The following is a 19,139-nucleotide window of genomic DNA, read 5'->3' on the forward strand; positions in this document are numbered from 1 at the left end:
GTATAACTGTTCCGTCAGCCAATATATCTGGCGATTACCAGATGGCCGGGAGTGGGCTGGCCGTCTTCCATGCGCACGTTGATATCGGTTATTTCGACAAGTTCGAAACCGGTGGCCGCCAGCCGTTCTCTCACATAGGCATCGGCATGGGCGAAGCGCTGGTGCGGGCCGACCATGTAAGCGCGGCCGGCGAGAATCTCATCGGACAGGGTCTCCGAGGAGAAGATGAACAGGCCGCCTGGCGCCAGGTTCTCGGCGGCGCCGAAAAACAGCGGTTCGAGCGCGCCAAGATAGGGCAGTACGTCGGTGGCGGCGATGATGTCGAAGGCTTCCTCGTCATTGTCGTCGAGGAAATCCTCGACCTCGGCAACGAAGAGCGTCTCGTAGAGATCCTTCTCATGGGCAATCTCGACCATCTTCTCCGATATGTCGATGCCGGTCATATCGGCGCAGAGATCGCGCAGTGCGCCGCCGGTGAGGCCCGTGCCGCAGCCGAGATCGAGCAGCCGCTTGAACGGCCCGAGCTTCAGCGCCTGCAGGCGTTGGCGCACCAGCATCGGCACGTGATAGCCGAGTTGCTCGACGAGCACGTCCTCGAAAACCTCGGCATGCTGGTCGAACAAGGTCTCGACATAGGCGTCGGGTGCCTTGACCGGTGTTTCGCCGCGACCCATCGCGGCGATGCGCACGGCCGCGCCACCGTGATCGTCGGGGTCGATTGCCAGGACTTCCTCATAGGCTGCCACGGCCGCGTCGACATTGCCGGCCTTTTCCAGCGCCAGCGCGCGGTTATAGGCTTCACCGAGGGCTTCTTCGTCGATCTTCTTCGCCATCGCAATTCACCGTCTCTTTGTTTCAGGCATGGCTCTAAGGCCGCTTTCGATGTTTTGCAATGGCGCGTTTGCAGGCGCAGAATGGCCGAAAAGAAGACGAAGGGAGGAACGAGCCATGAAAATGGAGGAAGACAGGACGTCATCGGTACGGGAAGGAGAGGGCGCGCGGCCATTGCTGCTGCCAAGTACACCAGGCGAGGTCACGAACACGCTCATTCATTATTACCGCGGCGAACTCGGACGGATGACGAGTTGGCGCGACCGCATCGACCGGACGTCGAACTGGGCGATCACCGTCGTCGCAGCACTGCTCTCGGTATCGCTGTCGACGCCGACCTCGCATCACGGAGTCCTGCTGTTCGGGATGATGCTGGTGACGCTGCTGCTGATGATCGAAGCGCGGCGCTACCGTTTCTTCGATATTTACCGCGCCCGCATTCGCCAGATCGAGCGCTACTATTTCGCGCAGATTCTCGCGCCGGAGGTCGGGACTGGCGGCGAATGGGCGATGGTGATCGCCCGCAGCCTGCGCAAACCGCGCTTCCTGCTCAGCTATCAAGAGGCGATGCACCGCCGGCTCAAACGCAATTACGGCTGGATGTATTTCATTCTGTTGCTCGCCTGGTGCCTGAAGATCTCGACGCCGAAACTGCAGACGGAGGGCATACCGGCGCTGCAGGCGCAGTCATGGGCCTATGTCATCGACAATGCCGTGCTCGGGCCGGTTCCCGGCTTTGCGGTCATCGCCATTGTCGTCGCCTTCTATCTCGGCATGCTCGGCTTCGCGCTTCGCCCGGATCGCGACGAAGGCGAATTCGGCCATGGCGAGGCGCATGTCTGACGTAGCGAGCTCCGATCAGTGCAGGATGAACTCGCCTTTCAGCGCCCGCCACTCGGTTGCAGAGATCAGCTTGCGGTGGATGTAGCGCACCGAATGCAGCGGCCCGTCGAGCCTCTCTTCCCAGAATTTCAGGAAACCGCGCATTTCGGGAAAATCGGGGGCGAGGTCGTAGTCCTGCCAGACATAGGTCTGCAGGATCGCCGGGTGGTCCGGCAGGTGGTAGAGGATCTGGGCGGTCGTCAGACCGTAGCCCTGCAATTGTTTTTCCATGTCCTTGTGCATCGCATTCCACTTCTTCTTGTTCCCACTCGCGCGCTTATTAGCGCTACGTGATATGGAAACATGCGAGTGGTTAATGAAAACTTTACAGATACTTCACAAAAGGACAATTTATTTTTTATATCAATGATTTGGCAGCATCATGCAGAGAGTGCTGCCAAGTCTGCTTTTGTGTCATGCATGCCGTTATCCCAAAACTGCGACACTCATCAGCGCTTGAGATGCCGGGTCAAGCGGCGTTCGATCCAGGCCCAGAGATGGCGTAGAGCCTCGACGATGGCGAGATAGAAGATCGCCGCCCAGAGATAGGTCTGGTAGTCAAAGGTGCGGGAGAAGGCGTAGCGGGTTTCGCCCATCAGGTCGAGCACGGTGATGATGGCGACGACCGCCGAGCCCTTGATCAGAAGGATGATCTCGTTGCCATAAGGGCGAAGCGCGACGATGAGAGCCTGTGGCAGGATGATTTTGCGGAAAGCGATGAACTTGTGGATGCCGAGTGCGGCGGCCGCCTCGTGCTGGCCATGCGACACGCTTTCGATCGCGCCGCGCAGGATTTCGGCCTGGTAGGCTGCGGTATTGATGGTCATGGCAAAGAGGCCGCAATACCAGGCATCGCGGAAGAACCACCAGATGCCGACGGCCTCAAGCTGCGGCCGGAATATGCCGAGGCCGTAATAGACCAGGAACAGCTGGGCAAGCAGCGGCGTGCCGCGGAAGAAGTAGATGTAACTGTAGGCCAGAGCATTCAGCACCCGGTTCCTTGACATGCGCGCCACGGCAAGCGGCAGCGAAAGGATGGCGCCGCAGATGACGGAAATGAAAACGAGGCTCAACGTTATCCAGAGACCATGGAGGTAACGCGGCCCGTAGCGGGCGAATTTTTCCGGATCCCAGCCGTTGACGACGGAATAGACAAGGAGCGCCGCGAGCAGAGCCCAGACGGCGACAAAGATATAGCCGGCCATGCGCGCCGGCGTCATCGGCTTCGTCACTTCGCGGGGTGCGGGCTGCGGCGGAATCAGCGTTTCGGCGTAGCTCATCGGCGGATCTCCGAACGCTTGGCCCAACGCTCGACATAGACGAGCAGAAAGGAAGAGAGGATGGCGAGCACCAGATAGAGGCAACAGGCCAGACCATAGAAGAAGAAGGGTTCCTTGGTCACGCGCACGGCGACACTCGTCTGGCGCAGGATATCGGCAAGGCTGATGATCGAGACGTAGGAGGTGTCCTTCAGCAGCACCATCCAGAGGTTCGTCAGGCCCGGCAGCGCGATGCGTACGAGCTGTGGCAGGATGATCAGGCGTAGCGTGCGGCCGCTATGCAGCCCGAGCGCGTCGCCTGCCTCATATTGCCCCTTGGGAATGGCGCGGAAGGCCGAGAGCAGCACTTCCGAACAGTAGGCGGAGAAGACGACCGAAAGCGCGATGACGCCGGCGAGGAAGGCGTTGATCTCGACCGGTGGTCCGTCATAACCGACGAAGGCGAGCAGGGACTGGATCAGCATCTGCATGCCGTAATAGATGATGAAGAGCGTCAGAAGCTCCGGTAGGCCGCGGAAGATCGTCGTGTAGATGCCGGCCGCCAGCCGCAGCGGCTTTTCCTCCGACTGCTGGCCGAGCGCCACCAGGAAGCCGATGGCGAGGCCGATCGGCAGGGTGACGATCGCCACCGAAATGGTGACCTGCAGGCCAAGCGCGATCTCGTCGCCCCAGCCGGTATCGCCACAGGCAAGAATCGTCGACGGACCTAACCAAGTGAAGATGCCAACGGGTCCGCACAGCGGATCGAAAATATGCACAATCCAGCTCCAGAAGGAGCCCAGCGCGGAAAATAATCCGCTCATGCGAGAATTCCCCTCACGGCTTTTGCCGTTTTGATCTTGCCATCTTTGTCAAACAAAAATGGCGGAAGAGCAAGCCTTCCGCCATTATCTTCATCGGCCAGATAGCGAATTTCTTATTCGCCGTAAACGTCGAAGTCGAAGTACTTGTCCTGGATCTTCTTGTATTCACCATTGGCGCGGATCGCAGCGATCGCCGTATTCAGCTTTTCCTTGAGCGGATCGCCCTTGCGAATGGCAATGCCTGCGCCGTTGCCGTTGATTTCCTTGTCGACCGGCAGGGTCGTCAGGATCTTGCAGCAGGCGCCGGCGTCGGACTTGACCCATTCGGAGAGAACGACGACGTCGTCGATGACGGCGTCGACGCGGCCGCTGGCAACGTCGAGCTTGTATTCGTCAGCGGTCGGATAGAGCTTCAGTTCGGTGTCGGCGAGATGCTTCTCGGCATAGTTGGCGTGCGTCGTGGAGGTCTGCGCGCCGATCACCTTGCCCTTGAGGCCGGCGACGTCCGATATCGTCGAGTCCTTCGGCACGGCAATGGCCGGCGGAGTGTTGTAGTATTTGTTTGAGAAGTCGACGAGCTTCAGACGCTCCGGCGTGATCGACATGGAGGAAACGATCATGTCGAACTTTTTGGCATTCAGGGCTGGGATGATGCCGTCCCAGTCGGTGCTGACGAAGGAGCATTCGGCCTTCATTTCAGCGCAGAGCGCCTTGGTGATATCGATGTCGAAGCCCTGGATCGTGCCGCTGGCATCGACGAATTCGAAGGGCGGATAGGTCGAATCGGTGCCGATCACATACTTCTCGCCATCGGCCATGGCCGAGCCGGCAAAAAGGGACATCGCCGCGATCGAGGCTGCCGCGAAAATACGGGTGGAGTTAAGCATGAGGATCCTCTCTGTTGGTAGCCGTCGCTCCTTTTTCTGTTGGGCTGACGGCCGCAGTTCAACGGTGCTGAGACCGCCTTGCGGCGATAATCAGACTTTTTTTCATGGAATTGCAACATAAATCCCATCGCAATTGTGCGGTGCAAATAACAGGCGAGATGAACGCCGGCAGACTGCAACATTCACGCGAGGTTAATCCCCGACTTCCTAGAACCGGAACAAATCGGCGGCTCGGCAATTGCCATTCCGCCGTTTCGCCTCAATGCGAAGCTAGGGGCGGAACCAGGGCCTGGCGGCCTCAAGAAGCTCAAACAGGATCGAGGAAACCCGATGGGCATGAAATCAAGATTGTTCGCGAGCGCGGCTTTTCCGTTGCTTTCTCTTTCGCTGGCTCTGCAGCCGGCAATGGCGATGGCTGCCGTGCGCGGCGCCGCAACCGAGACTGCAGCCGTGCGGCAGATTGAACAGGGCAGTTTCGAAGTGGCGCAGGACGCGCCCTCCGAGGAGGAGCTCTTAAAGAAGAAGCGCAAGCAGAAGGAGGAAGCACCGGCTGAACAGGCGCCGGCCGCCGAGCCGCCGAAGGAGGCACCCGCCGAGAAGCCGAAGGCCGAGCGGAAGGAGGCGCCTGCGCCCGCACCCAAGGCAGAGCCGGAACCGCCGAAGGCCGAAGCGCCGAGGGAGGAGCCTGCGCCCGAAAGCAAACCGCAGCGGAAAGCCAAGCAGGCACCCGAGCCGCAGCAGGAAGAGCAACCCGTAACGCAGGAAAAGCCGAGAAAGCCGAAGAAGCAGGAGACGCAGCAAGCCGAGCCTGAGGCGCAGCCTGCGCCCGAGCAGCAACCCGCCGCCAAGGAAACTCAGCCGGAGACGGAACAGGCCCAGCCCGAGGCCAAGCCTGAAGGCGGTAAGCGGGAAAAAGGGCAGGATAAGGCCCAGGGCCGAGACAAGGGCAAGGCTAAGACCGAAACTGCCGCTCCCGAGGCAGTGTCGCCGGCCGAAGAACAGGCAAAGCCCGAGGTGAAGCCGGAGGCAAAACCCGCTGCCGAAGCGCCTGCCAAGAAGCCGACAAAGGGCGAGGCTGCAGCACCCGCAGAGAAGCCAACCGAAGACAAGGCGGCCGCTCCCGAAGCCGCGCCCGCCGAAACGCCCAAGGATGGCGAAGCTGCAAAGCCTACCGGCGAACAGCCCGCCGGCGAACAGCCGACCGCGCCCGCCACCGACACCGCCCAGCCGTTGCCGGACGCCAGTGGCGGCCAGCAGGTGGAGCAGGCCATTCCTGCGCCGGAAAAGGTTTCGCCCGAGGAGCTGGAGCGCCGCAAGAAGATCGCCGCAGATCCGGCCAAGAGCAACGAGACCGTCGTGCTGCCGGTGGAGAACGGTGCCGCTGTGCTCGACAGCGACAAGGATGCCGACCGCAGCAAGGGCCGGGAAGGCCGCCGCGATCGCGATAGGCAGCGCGCCGACAGCCAGGAGGTGAAGGTGCCGACCTCGGATGCCGATGCACAGGCTTTGAGCGGCGCCAAAGCGCCGGCGCCGGTCAAGCTCGAGGCGGTGACCCGTGAGAAGGGCAGGAAGCTCGATGAGCGGCCACGATTCGTCCGTCCCGACGGCGCGCGCTTCGACGACCGCGGCGACGACAGCCGTGTGATCATCCAGTACGACAACAGGACGATCGTGCGCGGCGACGACGACAGGCGCTTCCTGCGCGACGGCGAGCGGCCGAGTTACGAGGAGCTTTCAGGCGACCGCTACCGCGAGACGATCACGCGGCCGGAAGGCTACCGCATCGTGACGATCCGCAACCGTTACGGCGACATCATCCAGCGGTCGCGCGTCGATGCCCGCGGACGCGAGGACGTGCTCTATTATTCGCAGGACCTCTATGACGATCCGGACCGCGACTATTTCGAGGATCCGGGCGCCGACCTGCCGCCGATGCGGCTGCGCGTACCGCTCAGCGACTACATCATCGACACGCGCAGCGACCCGAATCGGGACTATTACGAGTTCCTGAGCGAGCCGCCGGTCGAGCCTGTGGAACGCGTCTACTCGCTTGACGAGGTGAAGTATTCGGCCCGTATCCGCGACAAGGTGCGCCGCATCGACCTCGACACGATCACCTTCGCGACTGGCAGCGCGGAGATCCCGATGACCCAGGCGCGCACGTTGCGCAAGGTCGCCGACGCGATCAGCCAGGTGCTAGAGAAGGATCCGAGCGAGACCTTCCTGATCGAGGGGCATACCGATGCTGTCGGCTCAGACCAGAGCAACCTCATCCTGTCCGACCAGCGGGCGGAATCGGTCGCCAACGTGCTCACCGACGTCTATGGCATCGCGCCGGAGAACCTCGCGACGCAGGGTTATGGTGAGCAGTATCTGAAGGTCAACACGTCAGGTCCCGAGCAGGAAAACCGCCGCGTCACCATCCGCCGCGTCACGGCACTGGTCCGCCCGGTCGCTGCCAACAGGTAATGATGTTGCCCCTCCCCGTTTCCGGGGAGGGGCATTTCGGTCTTGCTTCTTCTTTCCAAGTTGCTTGAAGGGTGATTGAGACGTGCGGCTCGCTCCCTCTTCTCCCCAGCGGGGGGTGCCGGCAGGAGAGCGGATTGTCGTCGATCATCGGGGGCATTGCGACGCCCTTTAGCGTCTATGCGGTGGGCGCCGACGCCCCGTATCTTTGAATTCATACGGCCTAGATCGCGATGTCCGAATGTCCTCTTGGTGGATTGCCGTATAAGTTTACGGTGATTTTAGCCCACCGTGTCTCCGGTACTTTTAAGGAAAAAGTGCATTTTTTGGGTATCAATTGGAACGCTAATCCTGTCATCCGGGCCAACCCGCGATGACGCGTGAATCTGGGCAGTAAAGGCCGCTGACCCGACCTTGCCGATCGCCAGTGTGTATGGACCAAGGGGCTCGATATCGGCGACATGAAGGCTCACAGTTGAAACGTTGGGGTCCCCAACCATAGTATGTTCCGGTCGGATGCCCAGAACCACTGACTGTCCCACTGCCACCGAAAGGCGCTCGGCTCTTTGTGTCGGAACCGGAATGTCGACCCCACCCTCGGCTTGGAAGGCAATTCCACCGGCGTTTTGCACAAGTTGCCCCTCGATGAAGTTCATGCTTGGCGAGCCGATGAAGGCAGCAACAAAGAGATTCTTCGGAGATTCGTAAAGGGTGATCGGATCAGCGGCCTGTTCGATCCGCCCTTGATTCATAACCACCACCCGATCTGCCATCGTCATCGCCTCTACCTGATCATGTGTAACGTACACGATCGTGGTTTTGAGCCTGCGATGTAGGAGTTTGATTTCCGTTCGCATTTCAATGCGCAATTTGGCGTCGAGATTGGACAACGGTTCGTCGAACAGGAACACATCCGGCTGGCGAACGATTGCTCGGCCAATCGCCACGCGTTGGCGTTGGCCACCTGAGAGCGCGTTCGGCTTGCGTTTCAAATAGGCACCGAGATTGAGAATGCGCGCCGCATTTGCAACGGCGGCATCGATGTCCTGCTTCGGTGTTCCGCGCACCTTCATGCCGTAGCCGATGTTTTCGGCGACTGTCATATGCGGATAAAGGGCGTAATTCTGAAACACCATGGAGCAATTGCGCAGACCCGGGCGTAGCGCAGTAACGTCCCGCTCGCCGATACGGATTTCCCCGGATGTTGTCTGTTCCAGCCCCGCGATCATCCGCAGGGTGGTTGTCTTCCCGCAGCCGGAAGGTCCGACAAGAACCACGAATTCCTTGTCGGCAATTGCCAAATCGAGCGGAGGGATGACCTCAACGCTGCCAAAGGATTTGGTGACCTGATCCAAACGCACCTGGGACATGCTGTAACCTTTTCATGAGAATTCCATCGCCTGGCCCAGCGCATCATGCGTAGATTCAAAGTGTTAGAGCGTCCTTTGTGCGTCCGAAAGGACGCACGGCGCTCTAAGCGGCGATGGTTTGCTTCTTCTTCCAACGATGTCTAATCCCATCCCGGCACCGCCGGGATGGGTTGTTGAGGATGGGCTTACTTCGCAGGCAGACCCATCGACGAACGATAGGCTGCCAGTTGCTTGTCGCGGCCAAACTCGTCCGTCAGCTTGTTCCATCCGGCAGCCACGGTATCCAGCGCCTGCTGCGGCGTCACTTCTCCAGCCAATGCCTTGGAAAGCTCGATCTCAAGAATTTCCGTATAGGAGAAATAGCCCGGCAGGCGCATGTCGAGCGCCGTGTTCTTGGCGGTCACCGCGTCCTTCTGGCTTCCAAGATATTCCTTGGCCTCACGCTCGGAGAATATCTTCGACCACAACTCCGTATTTGTCGTGTGCGAAAGACGGTAAGGATTGACGCCTGTGCCGCCGGTGATGGCCGCCTGACCGGAAACCGCCGGGCTCGTCAGGAACTGGATATAGTTCCAAGCGGCGTCTTGGTTCTTGGAGGACGACGGTACGGCTGCCTGCCAACCGCCGAAGGCCATGAAGGAAGTCTGGACGACCTCGGGCTGCTTGTCCCACTTTTTGGTCTTGTAGTTCCAGATCTCGTCCGAGCCCGGCAGCGATGCCGAACCAACATTGCCGGCGACCTTGGACTGCTTCGGGTCGGCGGCGATGACGCCGGTATCGCCCCAGCCGATCGATTCCGCGACCTGGCCACCGGCAAAGGCGGCATTGACTTCGCCGAAGGAGAAGTTGAGCGCGTTCGGCGGCGCCAGTTTCGAAGCGCGGATATATTCCTCAAGGCCGCGAACCCAGCCCGGATTGTTGACCTGCGCATCCATCGTATCCGGATCGAAGAACATGCCGCCCGGATTGTCGGGATGGCTTGTGTAGCCGGCAACATGGCTGAACAGGAACCAGAATTGCTGGCCACCACGGCGGAAGGCTTCCGCCGTGCCCCAGAGGCCCTTGTCCGGCTGCTGGAAGAATTCAGCGATGTCGAGATACTGCTTCCATGTTTTCGGCGGGGCCAGATCGTAGCCATACTTCGCCTTGAAGGCGCCCTGGTTTTCCGCGTTTTCAAACAGATCAATGCGGTAGGTATAGGTATGAGCGTCGCCGTCCATGGTCTGCGACAGGACCTTGCCGTTCCAGACCATCAGTTGCTCGCGGTAAACCGGGGCGATGTCCTCCCAGTCGGCACCTGATTGCATATTCTTCGGCATTTCCGAAAGAAAGTCGGTGAAGTCCGGTGCCCAGGCCGGCGCAAAGGCAACCACGTCGAACGTGTCTTCGCCCGAGGTCAGCGAAGTTACGATTTTCGGATAGAGTTCCGACCACGGAAATTCGACGACATTCACCTTACCGCAGGTCTTTTCTTCCCAGCCCTTGGCCGCGAGTTGCAGCGCAGAGGCAATATAGGGGCCTGTCTGCGTCGTGGCGGTGAGCGTGATACCGGTGTAGTCTGGTTCGCACGCGAGCGCGGATGTGACGCCCGCCGCAGCAAGTAGTCCTGCGGCCGTTGAACTCAATAGCAATCTTCTCATGTTTTCCTCCCCGGAATTGAACAATGACTAGGCTTATCGAACGGTCACTTTATTGCTCCTAAAAGCAGGCCAGACCGCATCAGCCTGCTCAAAATGCCCGCCATGACGACCATAGGTATGATCGCGACCAGGGCGGCTGCCGATATCGACCACCACTCGTCACCGCGCTGGCTGTTTTGCCCTGCGACGAGAATGGGAAGTGTCTGCCATTTGGAACTGGTCAGGAAGAGTGCGAACAGGAACTCGTTCCAGACGAAGGCGAGCGTGATCATGAATGTCGCGATCAGGCCCGGCTTGGACATGGGCAGGACGATACCGAAGAAAATTCTCCACGATGGCACATTGTCGACCATCGCCGCCTCTTCGACTTCCACCGGCAGTGCCGCAAAGAAATCGCGCATCAGCCAGATTACGATCGGCAGCGAGAAGGCGACATAGGCAAAGGTGAGGCCCGTATAGGTGTCCACCAGCTTGAACCCCAACTTGCCCATTTCCGTATACATCAGGAACAAGGCAAAAGCGGCGACGATCGGCGGAAACATGCGCTGGCTGACAAACCAGAAGACGATATCATCATTGCCGAGGAGCGGCCCAGGAAGCTTCATTCGGCTAGAGCCGATGGCGAGCGCAAGCGCAGCAACAAAGGCAAAGATCAGCGAAATAGCCTGCCCGTAGCCCAGCACATGACGGCCAAGTAGATATCCGCCGAAGGCAACAACGACGAAAATCACGCCGGACAGCAGCTTGACCTCGAAGGTGAAGCGCACCAGCGCATAGGCTGCCATCGATCCGATGAAGGTGGCCAGCACCGATGCGGAAAGCCCGACGATCGTCGAGGCGATGAAGGTGTTGTAGAACTGGCCGCGCGCACCCGACAGGAGCTCGCTCCAGGCCGTCAGCGTCGGGTCGAAGTCGACAAATGGAATATAGGTCGGCCCGCCGACGACGCCGAGCGGCGACTTGAACGAGGTGATCGCGACCCAGTAAAGCGGAAAGAAGGTGAAGGCCAGCCAGAGCAGGCAGCCTGCGAGCGCCCACCAGCGGCCGGATCCTTTGAGGTCACGCACGCTCATTTGTGCTTCTCCAGATAGGGCTTCAGGATGGCGAGATAGACGAGCCCGATCACGGTAATGACGATCAGGAACAGGAAGGACAGGGCGGATGTGTAGCCGAGGTTGAACTTCTTGAAGCCCTCCTGATACGCGAACAAGGTCAGCGTTTCGGTCGAAATGCCGGGCCCTCCGCCTGTCATGACAAACACCGTGTCGATGATCTTGTAGCTCTCGATGAGGCGGATGAAGACCACGGCCACCGAAATCGGCAACATCATCGGGAACGTGATCCCCCAGAACTGTTGCCAGGGGCTGGCATTTTCAAGCGCGGCAGCCTCGTAGACGTCCTCGGGCAGGGTTTGCAACCCGGCAAGAAGCATAAGGATGACGAAGGGTGTCCACTGCCACACTTCGACGGAAATGATGGCGCCGATAGCCCATCTGGTCTGAGTCAGAAACGGCAGGTTGGGAAAACCGAAGACGGTCATCAGCTCATTGAGCGGGCCCATCGTGGGATTGAGGATCTGGCGGGCAATGAGTGCGACGGCAACGGGCGCTACAAGCATTGGCACCAGGAAGCTGACCCGAAACAAACCTTCGCCGGGCACCCGACGGTTAAGCGCCAGCGCCACGGAAAAACCGATGACATACTGCAGCGTCACCGCCACAAAAGCGATGATCGTCGTCGTCCACGCGACATTCCAGAAGCGCGGATTCTGAAGCAGTTCCGTATAGTTGCCGAAGCCGACGAACCGCGCGGGGATCGGCGGCACGAGCCGCAGGCTCATGAAGCTGGTGGTCAGCGAATAGATCAGCGGAAAGATCGAGATCACAAGCACGATCAGCAACGCCGGCCAGATGAAGAAGTGTTTGATCGGATCATTGCGGGTCATGCTGCTCCTCCCTCATGGAGAAGCGCTTCGATTTCCTCGATCTTCGGCATTGCAGGTGCGGTGCCCCGCCGCGTGACCGCAATTCCGGCGGTCGCGCAGCCGAAGCGCACGGCCTCGACCGGACTTGCGCCCCGCGAGAGTGCTGCCGAGAAGCCACCGACAAATGCGTCGCCGGCGCCGGTGGTATCGATGACCGCTCCCGACGAGACCGCCGGAACATGAACCGATTGCCCGGCTGTATGATAGAGTACACCGCGACCGCCCAGGGTGATCAGCGCGGCTTTCACGCCCTTGGCAAGAAAGGCGTCGCCAGCCCGTCTGGCGTCGTCGAGCGTGTCGAGCCGAAAACCGACGATGGCGGCTGCCTCGGTTTCGTTCGGCACGATATAGTCGCAGAGCGGATAGATCGTGTCCGGAAACGGCTCGGCCGGCGCTGGATTGAAAACAGTGGTAACGCCGGCTGCATGGGCGATTTCGAGGGCGTGTTGCGCCGCTTCAGCCGGTTGTTCGAGCTGGGTCACGAAAACAGCCGATTGCTCGATGGTTTCGCGTGCCGCCTCAACATCACCAACGCCAATGGTGCCTGCGGCACCTGGATAAACGATGATGGCATTGTCGCCGTTACCGTCATTGACGTAGATGAAGGCAGCGCCGGTCGGCATATCGTCCATCTGTACAACCTTCGGCGTCACGCCTGCTTCCGCATAGGTCTTCAGCGCCATGTCGCCGAAGGTGTCGCGGCCGATCTTCGAGATGAAGGAGACTGTTCCACCGGCGCGGGCGGCAGCGACAGCCTGGTTGGATCCCTTGCCGCCGGGGCCTACTGCAAAACCGGTCCCGGTGATGGTCTCCCCAATGTTTGGCATGCGCTTGGCCAGATAGGCCGTGTCGGCGACGAAAATCCCGAGGATCGAAACACCCACCTTCATTATCGTTTCCCCTCAAACGGTTTCCGGCGGGATCACGCCCTTGGTGAAGAGGAAGCAGCCGTAGAAGCGGTTTTCGCCCGTGGTGATGATGCAATAGGCCTTCTTGGCCTCCTCATAGAAGGCGAAACGCTCGATGCCATACATCGGCGCCAGCTTGCCCTCGGCGCCATCGATAACGGCCTGGACTTCCTGCTGCACGGGAGGGATCTCGTCCGGCGCGCCCATGATTTCCATTCGCCCGGCGGACGGCTGCAGCGGCGTATCCAGCGGCATTACCGAAAGAATAGCTTTAATGGCGCGGGCAGCAGACACATTGTCTATCCGCAACAGCTTGCCGAGCACCGTTTGCCGGGCAATGGAATCCGAAGGAAAATTGGTGTCGGAAACGACGACCGTGTCGCCATGCCCCATGGACCGGAGCGCGTGCAGCACATCCGCATTCAGAGCCGGATCGATATTCTTCAGCATGAAAATCCTCCCTTAGTTGCACCATTTCGCAGCACGTCGTGCTGCAAAGCAGAGCCCAATAACCGCAGCTCCGTTTACAGCTCTGCGATTCCCTCAAATTCCGTCGTTCTCGCCTGCCGGTGCGGTTCTCCTCCCGCCCGGATGACCAGAGTTGGAGCCCTTATTCTCCGTAGGGGATCCAGATATTCTTCACATCCACAGCGCGGCGAAGGTATAGCGCGCCTTCGGCAGCGGCTCTGTCCATCCAGTCCGTCGCCTTGCCATTGTCCACGAAGGTTCGCTTGAGATTGCCCGAAGACAGCTTCTCCACCACCGTCGAAAGTTCCGCCGAGCCGAAGGCCCATACCGCATCAACGTCATTGTGCGCGGCAAGGATCTTTGCCAGTTCGATCGCCGACCCGGTGACGATATTGACGACACCGGCAGGCACATCCGACGTTTCCAGAACGGAATAGAAATCCGTCGCCGAAAGCGGGAAGGGCTCACTCGGCACCGCCACGACACGATTGCCGGTGGCAATCAACGGCGCAACCAGACTGATAAAACCGAGCAGCGGCGCTTCCGGCGGGCAAATGACGCCAACGACGCCGATGGCTTCCGGCATGGCCAGGGCAACGCCGCGAAGCGGCGGCTGATGAATGCCGCCTTCATATTTGTCCGCCCAGGCTGCATAAGTGAAGAGACGCGAAATCGCGGCATCGACCTCGGCGTTTGCATTGGCTGCGGAAGCTCCGGTCATCGCTGCTATCCGCGAGGCGAACTCATCGGCGCGACCATTGAGGTTTTCGGCGATGTAATAGAGAATCTGGGCGCGGTTATGAGTGGTCGCATTCGACCAGGCAGAGGCGGCCTGAGCAGCAACCACTGCATTGCGGATGTCCTTGCGGTTGCCTTCGCCGACCTCCCCGATCGCCTTGCCCTTGGGTGAGGCGATGACCCGGGAATAATTGCCGTCTGGGCGCGCCTGCTTGCCACCGATAAAGAGCTTTGCCGTCCGGTCGATGCTTGGCAGGGCGAAATCGCCGGCAACCGGCTTCACTTGCGAAAGTGCGGGCATTGCTGCGCGCGCCTTGCGGCCGACCCAAGTCTTCGGCTTCAGATATTCGTAGCAACCTTCCCGTCCGCCTTCGCGGCCGAATCCGGATTCACGCTTGCCGCCAAAACCGACGGCAGCATCGAAAAGATTGGTGGCATTCACCCAGACCACGCCGGCTGCGAGCTTTGCCGCAACGTTCAGCGCCAAGCCGATCGTCTCGCTCCAGACGCTCGCGGCGAGGCCGTAGCGGGTGTGATTGGCAAGCTGGATGGCCTCTTCCGGTGTGCGGAAAGTCATGGAGACCGCAACTGGCCCGAAGATTTCTTCGGTCGCGACGATCGATGTCGGCTGCACGCCGCTCAGAAGCGTCGGCGGGTAGAAGCTGCCGCCCTTCGGCAGGTCGATCTTCGCCTGATGGAGCGTCGCGCCCTCTGAAACTCCCTTTTTCACCAGGGTTTCGATACGCGTCAATTGCACGGGTGCGATGATCGCACCCATATCGATGCACTTGTCCAAAGGCTGACCGACCCGCAATGTCTGCATGCGGCGCTTCAGCCGCTCGTGGAAAAGATCGGCAACGCCTTCCTGCACCAGAAGCCGCGAACCGGCGCAGCAGACCTGTCCCTGATTGAACCAGATCGCGTCGACCACGCCTTCCACGGCGCCGTCGATATCGGCGTCGTCAAAAACGACGAAAGGTGACTTGCCGCCGAGTTCCAGCGTCAATGATTTGCCGCTGCCTGCGGTACGCTCGCGAATAAGGCGCCCGACCTCGGTCGATCCGGTAAAGGCAATTTTATCGATATCCTCATGCCCGACGAGCAGCGCGCCTGTTTCGCCTTCTCCCGTCACGATATTGAGCACGCCCGGCGGTAGGCCCGCCGCCGATGCCAGTTCGGCAAAGAGAAGCGCCGTCAGCGACGTGAATTCGGCAGGCTTCAGGATGACGGTGTTGCCGAGCGCCAAAGCCGGCGCCACTTTCCAGGCCAGCATCAGGAATGGGAAATTCCACGGGATGATCTGGCCGACGACGCCCACCGGCACATGATCGGCGAATTCCGTGTCCTGGATCTGCGCCCATCCGGCGTGATGATAGAAATGACGGGCTGCCAGCGGCACGTCGAGATCGCGGGTTTCCCGGATCGGCTTGCCGTTGTCGATCGCCTCGACCACGGCAATCAGACGCGCATGGCGCTGGATCATCCGGGCAAGCGCATAGAGATGGCGCGCCCGCGCGTGGCCTGGCAGTCGCGCCCATGACGCCTGTGCCTTGCGGGCCGCAGCAACCGCATTGTCCACATCCGCCGCACCGCCGTTGGCGAGCTTCGCCAGGACCTTGCCGGTGGCTGGCTCGAACGTGTCGAAGCTCTTGCCCGACACGGAGGGCACGAATGCGCCATTGATGAAGTGACCGAAACCGGAAGCGTGGCGCGCTAGCCAATCGCGAGCTTCGATATCAGATTCAGGGGCAGGGCCGTAGGACATTTCGTCGAAATGCTTTGCAACCGTCATTTGGATCATCCAATCGGGTGTCTGTTGAGGGCCGAATAGGCGCCGGTGACGTGATGCTCGAGCTGCCGCTCGATATCCGCAAGCAAGCTTGATGCTCCGATGCGGAAGAGATCGGGCTCCAGCCACTCGCGCCCCAGTTCGTCCTTCATCAGGAACTGGTAGTTCAACACGTCCTTCGCCGCGGAAATGCCTCCGGCCGGCTTGTAGCCGATCTTGATACCGGTGCGCTCCTGATAGGCGCGGATCGCCCGCAGCATGGTCAATGTCACGGCCAGCGTCGCATTGACGCCTTCTTTGCCGGTCGAGGTCTTGATGAAATCGGCTCCCGCCATCATGCAGACCAGCGAGGCCCTGGTGACATTGCGGAGCGTCTTCAGGTCGCCGGTCGCCAGAATGGCTTTGACATGCGCATCACCGCAGGCGGCGCGATATTCTTTCATTTCCTCGTAGAGTGCTGTCCAGTTGCCGGTCAGCACATGCTCGCGGGTGATGACGATGTCGATTTCCTTCGCGCCATCGGCAACTGACGCCTCGATTTCCTTGACCTTGAGGTGGTGCGGGCTGAGGCCGGCAGGGAAACCGGTCGAAACCGCGGCGACCGGAATGCCGGAATCTCCGAGCGCCTCAACGGCCGTTGTAACAAAACGATGGTAGACGCAGATGGCGCCGGTGGTGATCGAACGGCCGCTCATGCCAAGGGAATCCATAATGTCGGCACGTATCGGATTCATCGCCTTCGCGCACAACCGCTTGACGCGTTCGGGGGTATCGTCGCCGTTCAACGTCGTCAGGTCGATGCAGGTCACCGCCTTCAGGAGCCAAGCCGCCTGTGCGTCCTTTTTGACGGTGCGGCGTCCGGGAAGCGAGGCTACGCGGCGCTCGGTGGCAGACAGGTTGACCCGGGTATCAAGCACCCAAGACAAATCGAGTTCCATACCGGTATTGCGCGGCCGGTTATGGGTGCCGTCCGGCAATCGCGAAGGGGCTGCGTGATGCGCCGCGTTTGCCGCATTGTGAACAGCAACGGTTTCCAAATCGAATCCTCCTGGCCAGAGCGTGAAAGTCCTGTTGCCATCAGTGCAGACGCACGAAGCGGAAGCTTCACAACTGGGTCAAATGTGATTTTTTTTTCATTGTTTGTGACGTTTGCATCACCGCGCCGCTGCGTCAAGTTTAGATTTCAATAGGCGCAGAAAAAATGCGGATCTCTCAGTCGAAGTCGTTCATACCGTTTTCGGTGATGACCACATCGAACGACCTCATGTCGCTGAAAAAGGCCGGCTTGAGCTTGCCGATTTTGCTGCTGTCGGCGAGAAGAATATTCTTTCGTGCCCGGGACATCGCCTTTTTCTTGATCTCCGCTTCGTGAAAATGCGCGCAGGTCGCGCCACGCCGAGCATCGACACCGGCTGCAGAAAGAAATGCCACGTTGATCACAAGCTGATCGAGCATTTCCAGCCCCGAGGCACCGGAAAAGCTTGCCGATGCAGGGTGGTAAAGACCACCGAGCATAACAAGGCGAACGTTAGGTTTTCGCGTCAGACGATCGGCAACATTCATGGCGTAACAGATCGCCGTTATGTGAATCCGGTCTGGGAGCAGATCGACCAGATAGGGTAACGTAGTGCCGCAATCGAAAAACACCGTATCATCATGGTGAATGTAATCAATGGCTTGTGTGCAGACTTGCCGTTTTGCCGCGGCATGACTGTCGGCTGCCTTGGAAATTTCATAGGGATCGTTTTCCGCTTCGACAGCCGCAACGATATGGCCGCCGAGAAACGCGAATTGGTCTGCATTGGCACTGACATCACGCCGAACCGTCATCTCTGAGACGCCCAGGATCTCGGCAGCATTCTTGATGTGCAGAATGCGATGTTGTGAAAGGGCCTCGGATAAGACTGCTATGCGCCGGCCCCTGCGACTATCCATATCGCATGTCTCCCTAATCGTTCACACTGGAATAGTGTTCTGATGATAATTTAACAAGGGACTGCCATTCTCATCTCGTTTGCCCCTCGACCCACGATTCGGCACCTGCGCTGAGATGCAGCTTCTGCACCAGCCGATTGCGCGCACATGGGATATCCTCGCAATTTTATAGAGAAACCCCGCATTTTGAAATGAGAATTTGTGAATGATCTTTCATTTTTTGTTTGAATAGTCACAAGATCGCATAGATGTTGCCCACTTCGCCTGCGGGAAGGGGGACGACGAGATCGACATTTCGGCCGGCAGGGGGTGACTTCGTCGCGCCTTTGGTCGGGTGGCCCTCCGACCAGAGGCTTCATCCTCGCGATTGCAGAGAATATTGCTGGCTGCGCGTGCTACTCGCCGGCCTTCCTTGCTGCCGTTTCGATCACATCGGCGACCTTTTCCGGCTGGGACGCGAAGACGGCGTGGCTGGCCTTGATCTCGGTCACTTCGCTGCCGGCGCGTTTTGCCATGTCACGCTCCAGCTCGGGGTTGATGGAGCGATCCTCGGTGGCGACGATCGACCAGCTTTTCTTTGTCCGCCATGCCGGCTGGGTGATCTTGGCCGAGAAAGCCTGCTTCGAGGCGAAGACCTGCGACTTTGCCATGAAATCGGCTTCGGCTTTCGGAAGGTCGGCCGCGAAAGCCGCGGCGAAGGCGCCCGGATCGAGATAGAGATATTTGCCGTCCTTCGTTTCCTTGATATCCATGCTGCCGGCGGGCTTGGAGCTGGCGAGGCCGAGTAGGCTTTCGCCCTTGTCGGGCTGGAAGGCAGCGACATAGACCAGGCCCGCGACCGCGGGATCGTTGCCGGCTTCGGTGATGACCATGCCGCCGTAACTGTGCCCAACGAGCAGGACCGGTCCGTCCTGAAGGTCGAGAACACGCTTGGTCGCCGCCACATCGTCGTCGAGCGAGGTGATGGGCTGCTGGACGATGGTGACGTTGAATCCGCGCTTCTCGAGAATGTCCGTCGCCTTGCGCCATCCCGAGCCGTCGGCCAGCGCGCCGTGGACGATCACGATGTTCTTGACTGCGGCAGCTTCTGCTGCGAACGCGATGGCGGTGGTAGCAAATGCAAGCGCTGCAGTGAAAAGAAGACGTTTGTTCATGACT

17 protein-coding genes are annotated in these 19,139 nt (G+C 59.8%); 2 read left to right on the forward strand and 15 right to left on the reverse strand.

Going from position 1 to position 19,139, the window contains the following annotated elements; translation table 11 throughout:
* Nucleotides 1–14: 14 nt before the first annotated feature.
* The gene (locus G9X64_RS26470) at nucleotides 15–833 is read right to left on the reverse strand and encodes a class I SAM-dependent methyltransferase (protein ID WP_171377667.1); all 819 of its coding nucleotides are present in this window, start codon (nucleotides 831–833) and stop codon (nucleotides 15–17) included.
* Nucleotides 834–948: 115 nt separating this feature from the next.
* On the opposite strand from G9X64_RS26470, the gene G9X64_RS26475 reads away from it, so the two are divergent.
* Nucleotides 949–1,674: a DUF2270 domain-containing protein gene (locus G9X64_RS26475; RefSeq protein ID WP_168310875.1), complete on the forward strand. Its 726-nt coding sequence runs from the start codon at nucleotides 949–951 to the stop codon at nucleotides 1,672–1,674.
* Nucleotides 1,675–1,689: 15 nt separating this feature from the next.
* Here G9X64_RS26475 and G9X64_RS26480 read toward each other — a convergent pair whose 3' ends face one another.
* The 4 genes from G9X64_RS26480 to G9X64_RS26495 form a co-directional block, all read right to left on the reverse strand.
* A complete protein-coding gene (locus tag G9X64_RS26480) occupies nucleotides 1,690–1,956 on the reverse strand; it encodes an usg protein (RefSeq protein WP_168310874.1) in 267 nt (88 codons plus the stop codon).
* Between the two features lie 206 nt (nucleotides 1,957–2,162).
* The gene (locus G9X64_RS26485) at nucleotides 2,163–2,993 is read right to left on the reverse strand and encodes an ABC transporter permease (protein ID WP_168310873.1); all 831 of its coding nucleotides are present in this window, start codon (nucleotides 2,991–2,993) and stop codon (nucleotides 2,163–2,165) included.
* Nucleotides 2,990–3,796 (reverse strand): ABC transporter permease, encoded by an 807-nt coding sequence (locus G9X64_RS26490; RefSeq protein ID WP_168313729.1) that lies wholly within the window; start codon nucleotides 3,794–3,796, stop codon nucleotides 2,990–2,992. Before G9X64_RS26490 ends, G9X64_RS26485 begins: the two co-directional genes overlap by 4 nt.
* A gap of 113 nt (nucleotides 3,797–3,909) precedes the next feature.
* Nucleotides 3,910–4,683: a transporter substrate-binding domain-containing protein gene (locus G9X64_RS26495; protein ID WP_168313728.1), complete on the reverse strand. Its 774-nt coding sequence runs from the start codon at nucleotides 4,681–4,683 to the stop codon at nucleotides 3,910–3,912.
* A 330-nt stretch (nucleotides 4,684–5,013) separates the two neighbouring features.
* On the opposite strand from G9X64_RS26495, the gene G9X64_RS26500 reads away from it, so the two are divergent.
* Nucleotides 5,014–7,152 (forward strand): OmpA family protein, encoded by a 2,139-nt coding sequence (locus G9X64_RS26500; protein ID WP_171377668.1) that lies wholly within the window; start codon nucleotides 5,014–5,016, stop codon nucleotides 7,150–7,152.
* Nucleotides 7,153–7,430: 278 nt separating this feature from the next.
* Here G9X64_RS26500 and G9X64_RS26505 read toward each other — a convergent pair whose 3' ends face one another.
* From G9X64_RS26505 to G9X64_RS26550, 10 genes are all read right to left on the reverse strand, one after another.
* Nucleotides 7,431–8,519 (reverse strand): ABC transporter ATP-binding protein, encoded by a 1,089-nt coding sequence (locus G9X64_RS26505; RefSeq protein WP_168313726.1) that lies wholly within the window; start codon nucleotides 8,517–8,519, stop codon nucleotides 7,431–7,433.
* A 185-nt stretch (nucleotides 8,520–8,704) separates the two neighbouring features.
* On the reverse strand, nucleotides 8,705–10,159 hold the full coding sequence (locus G9X64_RS26510; RefSeq protein ID WP_168310868.1) for an extracellular solute-binding protein: 1,455 nt from the start codon (nucleotides 10,157–10,159) through the stop codon (nucleotides 8,705–8,707).
* Nucleotides 10,160–10,203: 44 nt separating this feature from the next.
* Nucleotides 10,204–11,232: a carbohydrate ABC transporter permease gene (locus G9X64_RS26515; protein ID WP_064250802.1), complete on the reverse strand. Its 1,029-nt coding sequence runs from the start codon at nucleotides 11,230–11,232 to the stop codon at nucleotides 10,204–10,206.
* The gene (locus tag G9X64_RS26520; RefSeq protein ID WP_003540324.1) at nucleotides 11,229–12,104 is read right to left on the reverse strand and encodes a carbohydrate ABC transporter permease; all 876 of its coding nucleotides are present in this window, start codon (nucleotides 12,102–12,104) and stop codon (nucleotides 11,229–11,231) included. The genes G9X64_RS26515 and G9X64_RS26520 overlap by 4 nt, the downstream gene beginning before the upstream one ends.
* On the reverse strand, nucleotides 12,101–13,033 hold the full coding sequence (rbsK, locus tag G9X64_RS26525) for a ribokinase (RefSeq protein ID WP_171377669.1): 933 nt from the start codon (nucleotides 13,031–13,033) through the stop codon (nucleotides 12,101–12,103). Before rbsK ends, G9X64_RS26520 begins: the two co-directional genes overlap by 4 nt.
* A gap of 12 nt (nucleotides 13,034–13,045) precedes the next feature.
* Nucleotides 13,046–13,501: an RbsD/FucU family protein gene (locus G9X64_RS26530; RefSeq protein WP_168310866.1), complete on the reverse strand. Its 456-nt coding sequence runs from the start codon at nucleotides 13,499–13,501 to the stop codon at nucleotides 13,046–13,048.
* Nucleotides 13,502–13,661: 160 nt separating this feature from the next.
* Nucleotides 13,662–16,049, reverse strand: a complete 2,388-nt coding sequence (locus tag G9X64_RS26535; protein WP_171377670.1) for an aldehyde dehydrogenase family protein — start codon at nucleotides 16,047–16,049, stop codon at nucleotides 13,662–13,664.
* 5 nt (nucleotides 16,050–16,054) lie between these two features.
* Nucleotides 16,055–17,083, reverse strand: a complete 1,029-nt coding sequence (gene deoC / locus G9X64_RS26540; RefSeq protein ID WP_246271025.1) for a deoxyribose-phosphate aldolase — start codon at nucleotides 17,081–17,083, stop codon at nucleotides 16,055–16,057.
* A 175-nt stretch (nucleotides 17,084–17,258) separates the two neighbouring features.
* A complete protein-coding gene (locus G9X64_RS26545) occupies nucleotides 17,259–17,981 on the reverse strand; it encodes a DeoR family transcriptional regulator (RefSeq protein WP_168310863.1) in 723 nt (240 codons plus the stop codon).
* Nucleotides 17,982–18,376: 395 nt separating this feature from the next.
* A complete protein-coding gene (locus G9X64_RS26550) occupies nucleotides 18,377–19,135 on the reverse strand; it encodes an alpha/beta fold hydrolase (RefSeq protein WP_168310862.1) in 759 nt (252 codons plus the stop codon).
* Between the last annotated feature and the right edge of the window lie 4 nt (nucleotides 19,136–19,139).

Origin of the sequence: Rhizobium sophorae (genome assembly GCF_013087515.1) — a bacterium.
GTDB classification, from domain to species: domain Bacteria; phylum Pseudomonadota; class Alphaproteobacteria; order Rhizobiales; family Rhizobiaceae; genus Rhizobium; species Rhizobium sophorae.